Here is a 17,447-nt window from a genome sequence, read left to right as displayed (position 1 = left end):
ATGAGATCTGAGACCTAGTTTTCGCTTTAGTCTTTGGTCTTTCAGCTTTTATATCAGTTCTTCCGTTTTTCCCTTATTAATTTTCTCAGAAATTACATGCCCATCTTTTAAGTTGATGATGCGATTAGAAAAACTAGCATCATGGCTCGAGTGGGTTACCATCACGATAGTTGTTCCAGTTTCGTTTAATTCGCAAAGCAATTCCATCACTTCGTTACCATGCGTACTATCTAAGTTACCCGTTGGCTCATCGGCTAATACCAATTTTGGTTTGGTAACTAAAGCTCTAGCTACAGCAACACGCTGCTGCTGTCCGCCAGAAAGTTGTTGTGGAAAGTGACCAGAACGATTTACAATATTCATTCTTCCGATAATTTCGTTTACTAATCTTTTACGTTCGACAGTTGGCACTTTATTGTAAATTAAAGGCAACTCAATGTTCTCAAAAACAGTCAATTCATCAATTAAATTGAAATTCTGGAAAACAAATCCCATATTTCGTTTTCTGAAGTTTGAGCGTTCTTTATCATTTAATGTCAATAATTCTGTATCTATAAATTTATAACTGCCACTTTCAGGTTTATCTAAAAGCCCCATTACGTTTAACAAAGTTGATTTACCGCAACCAGACGGCCCCATTATAGAAACAAATTCACCTGCTTTAACATGTAAGTTTATTCCGTTTAAAGCAGTGGTTTCTATTTCTTCGGTTTTGTAAACTTTTTCTAGATTTTCTATTTTAATCATAATAACTGTTGTAAAGTTTTAGCCCCTCCCAACCCTCCCCGAAGGAGAGGGCTTTTGGATTGTGCTTAGTTAATTTATTTGTGCTAAAATTAATGTTTGTTCATATCTTAAAAGTTGGTGCCCCTGTCAACGCACCTGACTAAGGGCTTAACCAACCTAAATTTTTCTTTTTTAATTTATTGAAATGTTTTTTATATCACGTCTCAAATCTCACATCTCAATACTCATATCTATTTACTAATCTCTATAATATCATATTGCGTAAATTGGTCGTATGACGATGTAATTACTTCTTCGCCTTTCTGTAATCCTTCTAGCACTTCATAATACAGATAATTTTTTCTACCAATTTTCACGTTCCTTTTAGTTGCTTTTCCATTGGCAACCACAAACACCCAACTTCCGCCAGTACTTTGGAAAAATTGTCCCTGTGCTAATAAAAGCGATTTACTATTATCAGACAAGGTTAATTTGACCTGCAGAGACAAACCTCTTCTTAATTCATCGGGAGATTTGCCTTCAAAAACTAATTCTACCTGAAACTGACCAGCCGTAACTTCTGGAATTACTTTTCTAACGGTTAAAGCATAAGTTTTACCATTAAATTCACATTGCGCCGTTTGTCCCTCTTTAACACGGTTGATGTAGTATTCATCTACCCCAGCTTGCAATTTATAACCTTGCAAAACATCAATTTTGCCCAACATTTCATTAGCGCTATAAGATTTTCCGATTACGGGATCATAAGATGATAAACGACCAGAAACTGGCGCTTTAATCGTCATATTTTCGATATTCTGGCGAATGGTTTGCAAACTTTCGTTCATTCGGCTAATAGACTGTTCAATTTGCTGCAATTGCATTGTTCTACTTTGGTTTTCTTGTCTAACAGCTTGTTTTAGCAATGCCTTTCTGCCTTGTAAATATTCATAATCCTGACTCGAGTTAGCAAATTCTTGTTGTGTAATTACCCTTTTACTATACAAAGTACTATCAATTTTATATTTACGGGTTGATGTTCTCAAACTATTTTCAATATCCATCATATCTTGGCTCATGATCCTTTGATTTTGCTCAAGATCTAACCTTAATTTTCTCAACTGATTAATTTGTTCGGTAATGCTTGTTTCGCTGGCTGTATAACTTGATAATGCATTAGGATTTGTAATCCTTAACAACGGCGTGCCTGCAACTACCGATGCCCCATTCTCAGTAAAAATTTGTGCCACTGTACCACCTTCAGACGAACTAACAATTACCGATGTTAACGGAACAACGCTTGCATTTAACAATACAACGTCTTCAAAATCGCCATACTGAACTTTGTTAATTGTTATTTTATCAGCTTCTGCTTTATAAACTTTGTTTAATGATAGGTTGTAACCATAGCCAACCAAGGCAATAAATACAAGTGCCGCAACTATAATTATTATGGTTTTTTTATTAAATCTCTTTTTTTCTACTATTCTGTCCATTTGGCTTTATGGTATTTTTGTTAAGCCTTTTGCCAAGTTTATGCCAATACTGATTATAATTTTAAAATACTGATTATCAATATAATATAGTTTTGAATTAAATTTTAATGTTCATTATCGAACAGTCATTGTGCAACATCGAACAGTACCATTATTTTTGTTGCGAGTTATGTGTTACGAAATGCAGGTTTTGTGTTATTACCTCACCCTCCGATGTAAAATCGGAGCAGGCTCTTAATCCCTCCGCCGCGGCGGAAGGGGGCAGCGAGCAAAAAAGGTAGGGTTCAAACCACCATACCGTAATTCCCTTCCGCCGCGGCGGAGGACAGCACCAAAGAACATACATCAACTTTTAATAGGGTGAGGCATAAAACAGTTAAAAAATGATAGAAGCAAACATATTAGTAATAGACGACGATGATGACATCCTGTTAAGTGCCCGTTTATTTTTAAAACAGCATTTTAATCAGATCTTAACCTGCAAATCGCCAAAAGAAATCAATGTATTATTGAGCAAAAACGAAGTTGATATCATTCTATTAGATATGAATTACCAAAAAGGCGCAAGTGATGGCAGGGAAGGTTTATATTGGCTAGAGCATATCCTTTCTATCGATAAAGATTATGTAGTGATTTTAATGACTGCCTTTGGCAACGTTGAGTTAGCTGTGCAAGCCATTAAAAAAGGAGCTACAGATTTTATCCTTAAACCATGGGAAAACGAAAAATTGTTTGCTACTTTATCTGCTGCTGCAAAGCTTCGTCAATCTAACAAAAAAGTTAAAAAATTAGAGAAAATCAATACCTCAATTCAAAGTGATATAGCTCGTAAATTTGAGAATATTGTAGGCAATAATGATACTGTACAAAACTTGCAAAAAACATTAACTAAAGTTGCACCAACAGATGCCAACGTTTTAATTTTAGGCGAGAATGGAACAGGAAAACAGGTTTTTGCTTATGAATTACATAAAAATTCTTTAAGGAGAAAGCAAATTTTTATGCATGTAGATTTAGGTTCATTAAATGAAAATTTGTTCGAAAGTGAACTTTTCGGCTATGCCAAAGGTGCTTTTACAGATGCTCGAGAAGACAAACCTGGCCGTTTTGAAATGGCAGATGGAGGAACCATATTTTTAGATGAAATTGGCAATTTATCTTTACCTTTACAAGCAAAATTATTGAGCGTATTACAAAACAGAACAGTAATACGCTTAGGCGAAAGTAAAGAACGTAAAGTTGATGTGCGTTTAATTAGTGCTACAAATATGCCATTAAATGAAATGGTGGCAAAAGGAACTTTCAGACAAGATTTATTATTCAGGATAAATACTGTTGAGCTTATTCTTCCGCCTTTGCGAGAACGTGGAAATGACATTTTGCTTTTAGCCAACCACTTTTTGCAAACCTTTAATACTAAATACCACAAAACAATTAAAGCAATACATGCAAAAGCAGCTCAAACTATGCTAACTTACAGTTGGCCCGGTAACATTAGAGAGCTGCAACACGTAATTGAAAGAGCCGTAATTATGACTGATGGATTTGAAATTACAGAAAATGATTTGCAACTATCGCCACAAAAATTCGGCAATCAGCATGTAATACAAACTGATATGCCTTTAGATGAAATGGAGAAAATGATGGTGAGCAAAGCGATAGAAAAACACAAAGGAAACATTTCTAGAGCCGCAGCAGAACTGGGTTTAACCAGAGCTGCATTGTACAGAAGGATTGAGAAATTTGGACTTTAACCCCACCTCCGATGTAAAATCGGAGCAGGCTCCAACCCTGCCCAAAGGAGAGGGAATGGAAAACGCTTTAAACTTAAATCAGCTTTAGTCTTTCAGCTTAATCTTTTACCTTTAGTCTTTTAGCTTAAAAAATGTTTCACCAAAAGTTTACCTTCCGCTTAATTACTCGCCTATTGTTTATCAATGTGTTGGCTGTGCTGTTGGTTTATTTAATTAAAAATACGCAATTGTGGTTTACCATTACTGGCGTAAGTTTAATATTATTGGGTTGCATAATTTCTCTTTATTTTTACATCAATCAAATTAGAGAAGACATTAAACGCTTCATTTTAGCAGTTAAAACTAGAGATCATACTTTAAATTTTAAGAACAAAGCTACTAAAGGAAGTTTCCCTGAATTGTACGAATCATTTAATGAAATTATCCAAATACATAAAGATATTCAGCTAGAGCAAGACTCGATTTTTCAGCTCATTAAAACCATTTTAGAGCAAGTTCCTGTTGGTGTAATTGTGGTTAAAAAAAATAAAACCGAATTAAAAAAAGCTGAAATATCATTCTTCAATTTAGCTGCAAGCAACTTACTAAATGTGCCTGCTTATAGTTATTGGCATCGTTTTCAAGAACATTTACCAATTTTCGCTAAAGAAATTGAACAAATAAACCAAGGCGGCAAACGTTTTATCGAACTTAAAATACAAGATAAATTTATTCAGCTATCAATAGAAGTTATTCCCCTAAATCTTTATGGAGCAGATTACAATATCATCTCTTTCCAAAATATTAAAGATGAAATTGAGCAAAAAGAAACCGAAGCTTGGAACCGTTTAATCGGTGTAATTTCTCACGAAATATTAAATTCTATTACTCCCATCAGCTCACTTTCAGACACGGTTAATCAAATGATTAACAATAAAGAAAGTTTAGATGCAGCTGATTTAGCCGATTTAAAGCCTGCTTTACAAACCATAAAACGCCGATCTGAAGGTCTGCTAGATTTTGTTAAAGATTATCGCTTAATTGCCGAATTACCAACTCCAAATACCGAACAGCACAGCATTGGCGAAATTTTGCAACATGTTAAAGTACTCATGCAGCCAATGGTAGTTACAAAAAATATCGAACTACAAATATTGCAAACTGCCTCTAAAATTAGTTTACAAATAGATTTTAAATTAATTGAGCAAGCCCTAATTAACCTTATTACCAACAGCATTTATGCATTAGAGCATATAAAAAACCCAATAATCGAAATAAATTATCGCTTAGCACATAACAAAGTTTATTTAGATGTTAGCGATAATGGTAAAGGTATCGAAGCAGAAAATATCGAAAAAATATTTGTTCCATTTTATACCACCCGCAAAAACGGCTCAGGCATTGGTTTAACCATTACCCGTAATATCATGAAAATGCATCGTGGTAATTTAGAAGTGGTATCTACACCGTACAAAAAAACTACCTTTTCATTGGTATTTAATTATGCTTAAATGTTTGTCCTGCTGATGGGTATTTTATTTCATAGAAATCAATATAAATGACGTTAATTTAGCTCGTCTTGTCATCCAGAGTGCAGCGAAGGATCTCTATAAGAGTTTCAAAAATGAGATTCCTCGTTCCTCGGAATGACAAACTTATTTTTAATAAACAGTTAAATTACAAAGGATTAAATAATAACGTCAATGGTAGCTTGTCGAAGCACTTTAATCAAATCTCATACTCACAGAATAAATAGCGACATTAATCTTTATACATCGGATAATTATAAATCAAACAAAATATTAGAAAGTTAAAGTCAGTATTCCTTCTGCAACTCCTGCCCTGCTATCCGCTATATCTTTTGTTGCTTCCTTCGACAAGCTCCGGATGACAGCACAAAAGGATAACACTCCTATCAGGCTTAAAAACAAAGTATCTGCAACCAAAACCCATAGTTGTAGCAAAATTATCGTTAAAGTCAGTGATTTTCAAACATCATCTAAATCTACTTATCTCATAAAATCTAAACAAAATTGCTCTAAAATGCTTTTTAATGTAGTCCCTTATTAAAAAAGCATGAGAACCGTAATTATATCGAACCGACTTCCCGTTAAAATAATCGAAGAAAACAATGAATATACTTTTATACCTAGCGAGGGTGGTTTAGCCACCGGTTTAGGCGATGTCTATAAAGGCGATAATTCCATTTGGATTGGTTGGCCAGGCATCGAAATTCCTGAACATAGGCAACAAGAAGTAATAGAAAAGCTAGCCAAACTAAATTTATTTCCGGTTTTTTTAACCCAAGAAGAAATTAATTTATTTTATGAAGGCTTCTCTAACGAGATTTTATGGCCCGTTTTTCACTATTTAGTTACCTATGCCAATTATGAGCAATCTTATTGGGATGCCTACCAAAAAGTAAATGAAAAATTTGCATCAGCAGCGCTTAACTTAGTTAACGAAAATGATAAAATATGGGTTCAAGATTATCAATTATTGCTTTTACCTGGTTTATTAAGAGCACAAAAGCCTCAAGCAACCATCGGGTTTTTCCAACATATCCCTTTTCCATCTTATGAAATATTCAGACTAATACCTTGGCGAGTAGAACTATTAAATGGTTTAATTGGGGCAGATTTAATTGGCTTTCACACCTATGATGATGCTCGTCATTTTATCAGTACCGCTACCAGATTATTACCCGTAAATGCATTATCGAATGTGCTAGTAGATAAAGAACGACAAATTATTGTAGAAGCTTTTCCGATGGGGATTGATTATGATAAATTTGATGAACTTGCAAAATCAGAAGCTGTAGTTAATGATGTAAAGGAGTTTGAAAAAAACCACCAAAACTTAACCACCATCTTATCAATTGATAGATTAGATTATAGCAAAGGAATTTTCGAACGGTTGATGGCATTTGAACAACTCTTACAAAGCCATCCAGCATATATAGAAAAAATATCGCTTTACATGGTTGTTGTACCATCTAGAGATACCGTTGCGCAATACAAAGAACTCAAAGAACAAATTGACCAAACAGTAGGTAAAATAAATTCAAAATACCGAACTGTAGAATGGAATCCCATCTATTATTTCTACCGCTCATTTCCTATCGAAACACTTTCTACATTTTACGCCACTGCAGATATTTGTTTAGTTACGCCAATGCGTGATGGAATGAATCTAGTAAGCAAAGAATATATTGCCAGTAGAACTGACGAAACTGGTGTATTGATATTGAGCGAAATGGCTGGTTCGTCTAAAGAACTTACAGAGGCTATCATCGTTAATCCAAATAACTTAGGCGATATTATGCAGGCCATAATTGATGGGATTAATATGCCTGTTGATGAACAAAAAAAACGGATGAAAACCATGAGGGCCACCGTAAAAAAATTTAATGTTAAACACTGGGTAAATAATTTTATGCAAAAATTAAACGAAGTAAAAGAATATCAAAACTCCTTATTAACTAAACACGCTGTTAAAAGTAGCTCATTTTTAATTTCATCTAAATATGAAAAAGCCAATGACAGAGTTTTCTTTTTAGACTACGATGGTACTTTAGTAGGTTTTTCTGGAAATATAGACGATGCTAAACCTGATGAAGAATTGTACAATTTACTTGATAAACTAATAGCAGATCAAAAAAACAGCGTTGTTATTGTTAGTGGCAGGCAGCACACTACTTTACAAAAATGGTTCGGACATTTACCAGTAGATTTAATTGCAGAACATGGAGCTTGGCAACGAACAAATAATGACCAGTGGAACTCTTTGCCTTTACTTACCGACCAATGGAAACAGGAAATTAGTGCTATTTTAGAAACATATACTAACAGAACACCTGGTTCTTTTATCGAAGAAAAAAGTTATTCGTTAGTTTGGCATTACCGCAAAGTAGAGGAAGGCTTGGGAGAGCTTAGAGCAAATGAGATTACAAGTCATCTTAAAATGTTAGCAGCCGACAAAGGTTTACAATTGATGCCAGGTAATAAAGTTATCGAATTTAAAAACGTAGAGGTTAATAAAGGTAAGGCTACCTTAAATTGGTTGCATGGTAAAAATCCAGATTTTATAATGGCTTTAGGAGATGACCATACAGATGAAGATATTTTTAAAGTTTTGCCCGATGATGCAATAACCATTAAAATCGGCAATAATTTATCTGAAGCAAAATACTACTTAACCGACCATAAAGAAGTAAGAAAGCTATTGTGGTCTTTGGTTTCAATATAGTTTTCGCAAAATCCTGAAAATCTTATTTTAGTAATTTTGTCAGTCTGAGCGTAGTCGAAGACCATTTTAATTTTGCTGTAAATTCACAATACTCCTTCACCTACGCTCAGGATAACATTGTCTTTGATAATATTTATGTTAATTTTTAGCAGTTGCTGTTAGTCTGAGCGTAGTCGAAGACCTTATAGTGCGCTTCGACTACGCTCAGCGTGACATCTAGTATTTATATCTTTATAATATAAGTCGATTAGTAAGTTAGCTAAAACATACCATTAAAGCTGATACTGAAATAAATTGAGCATAACGGAGCATAAATATAGCGTCACCCTAAATTTATTTCAGGGTCTGTGTTACAAATATTCTGATAAACATTAAGATTTGTAGGTTAAAAGGTATTTCAAAAATAACAAAAACTAAACAGTTACAAAAATATCGGTCTATCTAATTTCATGGCAATTCTGTAAGCAGCATTCATTAAACCTACATGACTATATGCTTGCGGAAAATTACCCCACTGACTTCCTGATTTGGCATCAACATCTTCACTAAATAACAATAAATGGTTGCAATGTTTAATGATGTTTTCAAACTCTCTTATCGCATCATCAACCCTACCAACACATGCCAAAGCTTCTACATACCAAAAGGCACAAATTAAAAAGGTTGTTTTTGGTTTACCGAAATCGTCTTCATGTAAATAGCGGTAAAACAATCCATCTTCAGTTTTCAATTCTTTCTCTAAGGCAATTAAATGATCTTTTGCCCTCTGCGAATTAGGATCTAAGTAATGCATTACAATAAGTTGTAAAGTACTAGCATCTAAATATTTGCTGCCAACTGCATTGGTGTAAACTTTTCTTTCGGGATCGTAACAAGCCTCAATATGTGCTGCTGCTTTTGCTATCAAAACATTTGCTCTGTCTTCAAAATCTTTATTTTTGATAGTTTTAGCCATTTTTAACGCAGCATTTGCACCTGCCCACTGAAATAAATTACTGTAACAATGCACATTGGCTATATTTCTGAATTCCCAAATTCCGGCATCTTTTTCATCAATGGTACGTTCAATTTTAGTTAAAAGCCTATCAATCCATTGCAATGAATCTCCACGTTCCGAAAAAACAAATCGATGATCGGTATATAGTGGCAACATCGAAATTAAAACCTGACCGTAAATATCATTTTGTATGTGCTCATAAGCCTGATTTCCAATTCTGATGGGTTGCTCCCCTTCATATCCATGTAAGTGATCTAAAGTTGTTTCAGTTATTTGTCGCTCGCCAGTTATGCTGTATAACGGTTGGTATCTTAAATCATCAGCAAAAGAAATATCTGATAAATAATTAAAGTACTTCTCCATCTCTTCGAAATGGCCAATATGATTTAAAGAAGTTAGCACATAAAATGAATCTCTTAACCAGCAATACCTATAATCCCAGTTTCTGGTACTACCCGGAAACTCTGGTAAACTAGTTGTACTTGCCGCAATTATGGCTCCCGTATCTTCGTACTGATGAATTTTTAAAACCAAAGCAGAGCGAATAACCAAAGGTTGATAAAAGCCAGCTATCGAAGAGTGTTTAATCCAAGTACGCCAATACACAGTTGTTTCACGTAAAAAGTTTTCGGCTGTGCTAATAATCGGTGCCTCTAAATTATAGCCGTAGGTTAAAATCAAATATTTTGTTTCGTTTAGCACGAATGCTTTTTCATCTAAAATATAATTGAGAGAAACATTTGTACTCAATTGCATGTGCTCATCACAGCCCTGAAAATGAATATGATTACTGCCTCTATTGGCACTCATTTCTGATCTACCGTAGTCACATACCGGTTTACATTTCACTGTAATTCTGGGATTACCTTTCAAAGGTTCGATTTTACGAATCAGCATTAGTGGCTTGTAGTACCGCTCATGGATATGAAAACGTGGTGCAAAATCTGTTATTCTATATTTGCCATCCTCGGCGGTAATTTCAGTTCTTAAAACGTTTGTATTTTCGATATAAGATTGCTCGCTATCGAATTCTCCAATAGGTTTGATAGAGAACTCTCCTCCCTTATCTTTATCAAGTAAACTCCCAAAAACAAATGAGCTATCAAACCTTGGCAAACATAACCAAGAGATATCTGTATTTTGATTAACATGGGCAATAAAAGCGCAATTTCCAATAATTCCTGTTTTGTATAAATGTTGTTTTTCAGACATATGTAATTTCTCTTTATTATTTAACAAGAGAATAGTAAAAATGTTAGTTCTCAATGTGGAATAATTGTAAATAAAAAAGCCTGTCCATCAAAATGAACAGGCTTAAGCTAAGTTTTAGTTTATTCTAAATTACAGTTCCACTGGGTAAAACTGCTCCTTTTTTAATTACAACTATACCATCTTTCACTGCATATAATGGATAATCGCCATCTGGCAGATGTGAACCACCATTTATTTTTACATCATTACCAATTCTACAATTTTTATCTACAATTGCATTATTAATAAAGCATCTATCGCCTATACCTATTAATGAATTACCCGAATTAGTTTCCGACTCAATTTCGGCAAGGGTTTGATATCTATCGCTACCCATTACATAAGAGTTTGTAATAACCGTATCCTTACCTACTCTAGATCTAATACCTAAAACGGCATGTTCTACCTTACTAGCTTGTACAATACAACCTTCGGCAATAATAGTTCTATTTAAAGTAGTACCTGATATTTTTGAAGGTGGTAACATCCTTGCCCTAGTAAATATGGCGTGAGAGCTATCAAACATATTAAACTGAGGAATTTCATCTGTTAAGCCCAAGTTAGCCTCAAAAAACGATGAGATATTACCTATATCAGTCCAATAACCTTCATATTGGTGACTTAAAACCCTGTTAGCTGCAATAGCACGAGGCAAAATTTCTTTTCCAAAATCTTTTTCATCTGGATTTTCATCCAAAATATTAATTAAAAAATCTCTGTTAAAAACATAAATACCCATCGAGGCTAAGTAGTTTCTACCTGCAGCCTGCATCTCAGCACCAGTATCAGATACCCAATCTTCTAAACCTGTTTTAGGTTTTTCAATGAATGAGGTAATCATGTTTTCTTCATCTGCTTTTAAAATACCAAAATCTGTTGCATCTTTTCCTGTTACCGGAATTGTTGCAATGGTTATTTCAGCATTTTTGGCAATATGTTCGTTGATCATTTCCTGAAAATCCATTTGGTATAACTGATCTCCAGAAAGAATTAAAATATAATCGAACTCGTGACTTACAATATGATGCATACACTGCCTAACCGCATCTGCAGTACCTTGAAACCAACCTTGATTTTGTACAGTTTGCTCTGCCGCCAAAATATCTACAAACGCTGCAGAGAAATGACTAAAATGATAGGTATTTTTAATGTGTTTGTTTAGCGAAGCCGAATTAAATTGCGTTAAAACAAACATTCGGTGAATGCCAGAGTTTAAACAATTTGAAATCGGAATATCAACTAATCGGTATTTGCCGGCAATTGGAACTGCAGGTTTAGAGCGTGTTTGCGTTAATGGTGATAATCTAGATCCTTGGCCGCCTCCAAGAATTACACCCAATACTTTATCGGTCATATTTATATAGTTTTACATTTGGTACAAATCAATATATTGTTGTGCTGCTCTATCCCACGAGTGGTCTATTGTCATTATAAACTTACGAATTTCTTTTACTCTTTTTTGATCTAAATATAACTCATAAGCTCGTCCAATGGCATGGTTTACATCCCAAATATTAGATTGATCATGACAAATTCCAAAACCTCCATCACCAATATCAGTTACCGTATCTTTTAATCCGCCTATGCGCCTTACAATTGGTATAGTGCCATACCTTAAAGCGTACATTTGGTTTAAGCCACAGGGCTCTACCCTACTGGGCATTAATAAAAAATCGGCGCCAGCATAAATCTGATGCGATAGTGCTTCATTATACCCAATGTATGCGTTGTAATTGCCCGCATGGTAATGGGTTATTTCATTTAATCTATCTTCTACATCTGGGTCTCCAGAACCTAATACCAAAATATTAATTTCACCGTCGCTCTGTTGTAGCGCATTCCAAAAAATATCTGGCAATAAATCTGCTCCTTTTTCGCCAACTAAACGACCAATAAAAGTATAAAGTGGTTTGGTTTTATCTAAATTAAAAACATCACAAAGCGCATCTTTGTTTGCTTTTTTTCCACTTTCTACCGTTCTATTTGTAAATGCTTTGTTAAGCATTTGGTCTTTCTGTGGATTCCAAACCTCATTATCAATTCCGTTTAAAATACCGAATGATTTTCCTCGCTCTTGCGCCAATAAATTTTCTAAACCATTTGCTTTGTAGCTAATCTCATCTAAATAACTTGGAGAAACCGTTGTTACTCGCCAAGCGCATTTAATTGCAGAGGCAAGTGGATTAATTGAATTGCCCCAGTCTAACTTGCTAGAGTTTCTTAAATCGTATGCGGGCAAATAGTGTAACTTATCCCACCCAAACTGACCTTGATATTGCGCATTATGAATGGTTAAAAATGTTGGAATGTGGTTTAAATGACGGTAAATATGGCTATTTCCTACCATAAATGGAATTAAACCTGTGTGATGATCATGGCAATGCATAACATCTGGTTTGTGCTCCCATTGTGCAATCCAATCTAAACTTGCAATTTGATAGGCAATAAATCGCTCCGTATCATCAGCATAACCATAAACTTTTTCTCTATCTAATAATCCAGCTATGTGCACCAAAAACAAATCGAAACCTAGTTTATTGGTTTTTTCTCTAAATATCCTAACGGGAAGATTATTATAGCCCAAACGAACCCAACCATCATACACTACTTCGAATTCATTTTGATGTAAAAACTTAGTATCATAAGCAGGCATAACCACCTTGGCAACATGACCTAGTTTGTTTTGATACTTAGGCAAGGCGCCAACAACATCGCCCAAACCACCAACTTTTGCTACTGGGTAACATTCTGCACTAAAGTGTATAATCTCCATAATTTGGTATTGAAAAAAACTTACTCAAAATAGGCAATAGATTGAGCATTGCAAACATTTAAAGAAAAAATAATTTTATATGGTGTATTAACAACCGAAAAATTAATTTGTAAGAAAAATTTTAACAAAAAAGAAAAAGCCCCGAATAATCGGAGCCTTAAACAAAACAAAAAATAAATATGAAAAAACCTACTAATATTCTTCTTGAGCCATAATGGCATAAAACTCTTTAATAGAATTAAACTGTGGATGTAAAGAAACTACATTCCCAAAAACCAATAAAGCTGGCGATGCTAATTTTTTCTCTTCTATCAATTCTTCTATGGTATCAACTATACCAACAACAACATTTTCAGAAGCTGATGATCCATTTTCTATAACTGCTACAGGTAAATCGTATTTACCCTCAGCTTTAAAAATTGCTGCTATATCTTTTATTTTCTCTATACCCATTAACACAACAATTGTTGCATTAGATTTGGCAGCAACATATAAATCTGGCGAAATCTCTCCGTTGGCATTGGTACCTGTAACCACCCAAAAGCTTTCGCTCAAGTTGCCATAAACCATTGGTATTTTTTGTAAACCCGGTACGCCTAATGCACTAGAAACCCCCGGAACAATCTCTGTTGGTATGCTGTATGATTCTGCCACATCAATTTCTTCGAAACCACGAGCAAAAACAAATGGATCTCCGCTTTTTAAACGCACAACGTGACCATAGTTTAATGCATAATCAATCATTAATTTATTGACTAATTCTTGCGAAAATGTCTCATCGCCAGAGCGCTTACCCACATAAACTTTAATAGAATTTTCTGGTGCATAATTTAGTAAAGCTTCATTTACCAAAGCATCATACAAAACTACATCTGCACTTGCCAATGCTTTTACACCTTTTAAAGTTAACAAATCCGGATCTCCAGGACCCGCACCAACTAAAGTTATTTTTGGTTCAATTTGAGTTTTTTCAACTTTGTTTAAAATCATTGCTCACAGTATTAAATTATATAACGATACAAATATATATAATGTCTATGGAAATAGTAGAATTTATTTTAATTATTTGATAAGTTAATAAAATGAAAACTAATTTTTTATAGCAAATTATTGTTCATCATATAATGAACCAATTCTACCGATGTTTTTGTGCTGGTTTTTTTTCTTAAATTTCTTTTGTGATTTTCTACTGTAGAATAAGAAATATTAAGTTCTTTGGCAATTTGCGGACTATTTAGTCCTCTTAACATTAAATTTAATAGTTGTCTTTCTCGCTTAGTAATTTGAGGTAATGCAACATTTTTAAGTTTTAGCTCTTGGCCCATGGTTAAATTGTAATATTCGGTTTTACCATCAATTACATTTACGAGGGTCATTAAAATTGGCCTACCATTAAAATTGAAATGGGTTAAATCAGTAATCATCATTAATCCGCATGTAGTAAGATTAGTATGGTTTACATACAAACCAGGCATTTGTATCAATACCCAACGAAATACTTTTTGGGCATTTAACATTCTAGCATAAATATTTATACGAATATTTGCTTGTTGATTTGCTGGCAGCTCTAAAATTCTATCCATGGCATATTGAATAGCCGAAAAAACATATAAGTTATCATCTGGATGAATATTTTCGGCGAAAAATAAAGGTGATTTATTTTCCCAATCAGTTTTTGAATATGGCGTTAGCTCACCTATATTTTTACTAGCAACAGTAATTAACATGTTTGCATTGTCTCCAATAAACCAATAATATGGTCCTAAAGCAAAATTATGTGCTTCTTTTATTTGAGTTTCGAAAAATGCCTCGTAATTAACAAGCCCTAATTCTTTATCTGATTTAGCATTTTTTTCAAACTGTTCTGTAGTAAGTGGTTTTAAATTTCTCATAGCGTAGGTTAGATTTAACTAAGATAATTCTTTTTTTGAGCAATTAAAAAATGATAGATATCTACTATTTTTTGCTCACCGCTTATGAGTTAGATTTGAGTGCAAGATATGGCTCTATCTCAATAAAAATCTATATATCTAAATCAATCTATGTTTTCCATCAGGTTTATAAAAGTGGTTTTTATACTTGTTGTTTTTTTTCAAAACAGCTATGCCCAATCTGGTAGTTTATTGGCGCAAATATTAGCTACCGCAGATGAGCAAATATCTAACGGCAAGTATAGCCAAGCATCAGCTTTGCTTAAAGATGCTTTGACCCAAGCAATTAAAGTAAACGACAAAAAACAGGAAGCCAGAGTTTATGATTTGTTGGCAGAAATTAGCATTAAAAAACGAGAGTTTAAAGATTTTAAAACTTATGATGCATTTGCCTATCAGCTAGCCACCCAACTTAAAGATACCACTCTCTTAATTAGTTTAAACAACAGAAAAGGAATTTATTATATGGAAGAAGGCCAAAATGATTTGGCTACCATGCATTATAATACTGCTCTAAATTTTAGTTTAGCAAAAAAGAACACAAAAAAATTAGCAGAAATATACAGCAATTTAGGCTCCCTTTATTTGGCCATGGGCGATAAAGACAAAGCCATTAACAACTTTTTTAACGCACTGAAACTTCATGAATTAAACGATAACAAACGTGGTATTGGCGAAACTTACAGCAATATATCTTCGGTTTATTATTTGATGGGAAAAGTTGATGATGCCATTAATTATCAGAAAACTGGTATAGCAATAAGAGAAAAAATTAATGATAAACCAGGTTTAGTAATCGCCAGCATGAATATTGGTCAGCTTTATTTGTTAAAAAAAGATTATCCATTAGCAAAACAGCAACTAAATCAGGCGGTTGCCTATGCAGATCAAATAGAAAACGACAAATTAAAAGCGAGTGCTTATGCTGGCATGTCTACTTACGAAATATTGAGCACAAAAAATTATCAATCTGCTTTGCAATGGCAAACAAAAGCGATAGCTATTTGCGAAAAAATAGACGATAAACAACTCTTATCTCGCTTATATGTATCTGCTGGTAATTTGGCCAATTATGTAAAAGATAGTATTGCATCAGTAAATTACTTTAACAAGGCTTTAGATTTATCTAAATCTTTAAAAAACAAAGAGAACATTAGTAATGCCTACGTAAAACTAAGTGAATTTTACAACACGAGAGGAAATTTCAAAAAAGCTTACGACAATTATAAACAACACATCGTTTATCGCGATAGCATTAACGAAAAAAGCAACCTTTCTAAAATTGAAGAAGTTAGAGTAAAATATGAAACGGAGAAAAAAGATAGTGAAATTTTAAAATTAATTTCTTCTGAGCGGCTAAAACAACTCCAAATTGAGAAACAAGAAGCCTTAATTGCTGGGAATGTTTTATTGGCAAAACAAAAGCAAAGCGAGATAGAACTCTTATTTAAAGAAAGACAATTACAGGATTTTAGGTTAAATGAGCAGAATGAAAAAATTAAAATTCAGAACTTAAACGCCATTAACAAAGAGCAACTATTGCGTTTAGCCAAAACTGAGCAATTAGTAAACGAACAGCAATTATCTGCCGAGAAAACAACACGTAGTTTATTAATAATAGGTTTTGCAATGTTGCTGTTATTAATTTTTGGAGTTTTTAATCGATATCAATTAAAGAAAAAATTAGAGCAGCAAACCGCCCTTTTAGCCATTAGAAACAACATTAGTAAAGATTTGCATGATGAAATTGGGAGTACTTTAACCAGTATAAGCATATTAAGCAATGTATCTCAACAAGCTATTGATGTTAATGTGGTTGAAGCTAAAAAAATGCTTCAAAAAATTGCTACACAGAGCAAAACTATACAGCAAAGCATGAGCGATATTGTATGGAGCATACAGCCCAATAATGAAAAAATAGAAAATCTTGCGATTAGGATGCGGGAGTTTGCCACACAAACTTTAGAACCTTTACACATTAATTTACTTTTTGAAGTTGATGAAGATTTACAAAAAACTTCGCTTCCTATTGATTACAGAAAAGAAATTTTACTGATTTACAAAGAAGCATTAACCAACATTTGTAAACACGCTAACGCAGATACCGTAAAAATAGGTTTTATAAATTAACAAAACCAGCGCTGAACTTAAAATTACAGACAACGGAACTTGGAAAGGAGAAAATTCTGGAACAGGTTTAAGAAGCATGAAAGAACGGGCTTTATCTATAAATAGTGAGTTGAGAATTGAATATGGTTTTAATGGCACTCAATTACAACTACTCATTAACCT

At 33.8% G+C, this 17,447-nt stretch carries 11 protein-coding genes; 4 read left to right on the top strand and 7 right to left on the bottom strand.

Going from position 1 to position 17,447, the window contains the following annotated elements; all coding sequences use genetic code 11:
- Positions 1–48: 48 nt before the first annotated feature.
- Entirely contained in the window at positions 49–747 is a 699-nt protein-coding gene (locus FA045_RS08065; protein WP_136876337.1) for an ABC transporter ATP-binding protein, read from the bottom strand.
- Between the two features lie 230 nt (positions 748–977).
- Complete coding sequence (locus tag FA045_RS08060) at positions 978–2,222, bottom strand: efflux RND transporter periplasmic adaptor subunit (RefSeq protein WP_136876334.1); 1,245 nt, start codon at positions 2,220–2,222, stop codon at positions 978–980.
- Between the two features lie 383 nt (positions 2,223–2,605).
- Between FA045_RS08060 and FA045_RS08055 the strand changes: the two genes are divergently transcribed.
- The 3 genes from FA045_RS08055 to FA045_RS08045 all read left to right on the top strand — a co-directional run bounded on the left by FA045_RS08055 (position 2,606) and on the right by FA045_RS08045 (position 8,203).
- On the top strand, positions 2,606–3,976 hold the full coding sequence (locus tag FA045_RS08055; RefSeq protein ID WP_136876333.1) for a sigma-54-dependent transcriptional regulator: 1,371 nt from the start codon (positions 2,606–2,608) through the stop codon (positions 3,974–3,976).
- A gap of 131 nt (positions 3,977–4,107) precedes the next feature.
- Positions 4,108–5,466 (top strand): sensor histidine kinase, encoded by a 1,359-nt coding sequence (locus FA045_RS08050; RefSeq protein WP_136876331.1) that lies wholly within the window; start codon positions 4,108–4,110, stop codon positions 5,464–5,466.
- A 565-nt stretch (positions 5,467–6,031) separates the two neighbouring features.
- The gene (locus tag FA045_RS08045) at positions 6,032–8,203 is read left to right on the top strand and encodes a bifunctional alpha,alpha-trehalose-phosphate synthase (UDP-forming)/trehalose-phosphatase (protein WP_136876329.1); all 2,172 of its coding nucleotides are present in this window, start codon (positions 6,032–6,034) and stop codon (positions 8,201–8,203) included.
- 421 nt (positions 8,204–8,624) lie between these two features.
- Here the strand turns inward: FA045_RS08045 and FA045_RS08040 are convergent, their stop codons facing one another.
- From FA045_RS08040 to FA045_RS08020, 5 genes are all read right to left on the bottom strand, one after another.
- Positions 8,625–10,412, bottom strand: a complete 1,788-nt coding sequence (locus tag FA045_RS08040) for a glycoside hydrolase family 15 protein (protein ID WP_136876327.1) — start codon at positions 10,410–10,412, stop codon at positions 8,625–8,627.
- A 124-nt stretch (positions 10,413–10,536) separates the two neighbouring features.
- Positions 10,537–11,805 (bottom strand): glucose-1-phosphate adenylyltransferase, encoded by a 1,269-nt coding sequence (locus FA045_RS08035; RefSeq protein ID WP_136876325.1) that lies wholly within the window; start codon positions 11,803–11,805, stop codon positions 10,537–10,539.
- A 12-nt stretch (positions 11,806–11,817) separates the two neighbouring features.
- Complete coding sequence (locus FA045_RS08030; protein ID WP_136876323.1) at positions 11,818–13,224, bottom strand: glycogen synthase; 1,407 nt, start codon at positions 13,222–13,224, stop codon at positions 11,818–11,820.
- A 192-nt stretch (positions 13,225–13,416) separates the two neighbouring features.
- Complete coding sequence (gene cobA / locus FA045_RS08025) at positions 13,417–14,214, bottom strand: uroporphyrinogen-III C-methyltransferase (RefSeq protein WP_136876321.1); 798 nt, start codon at positions 14,212–14,214, stop codon at positions 13,417–13,419.
- Between the two features lie 107 nt (positions 14,215–14,321).
- Positions 14,322–15,116 carry a LuxR C-terminal-related transcriptional regulator gene (locus FA045_RS08020; RefSeq protein ID WP_136876319.1) on the bottom strand — a complete coding sequence of 265 codons (795 nt, stop codon included), beginning with the start codon at positions 15,114–15,116 and terminating at the stop codon, positions 14,322–14,324.
- Positions 15,117–15,266: 150 nt separating this feature from the next.
- Between FA045_RS08020 and FA045_RS08015 the strand changes: the two genes are divergently transcribed.
- A complete protein-coding gene (locus tag FA045_RS08015) occupies positions 15,267–17,285 on the top strand; it encodes a tetratricopeptide repeat protein (RefSeq protein WP_136876317.1) in 2,019 nt (672 codons plus the stop codon).
- The last annotated feature ends 162 nt before the right edge of the window (positions 17,286–17,447 follow it).

This window comes from Pedobacter cryotolerans (assembly GCF_005116475.1).
Classification (GTDB): domain Bacteria; phylum Bacteroidota; class Bacteroidia; order Sphingobacteriales; family Sphingobacteriaceae; genus Pedobacter; species Pedobacter cryotolerans.
This window is presented reverse-complemented; position numbering and strand designations above follow the sequence as displayed.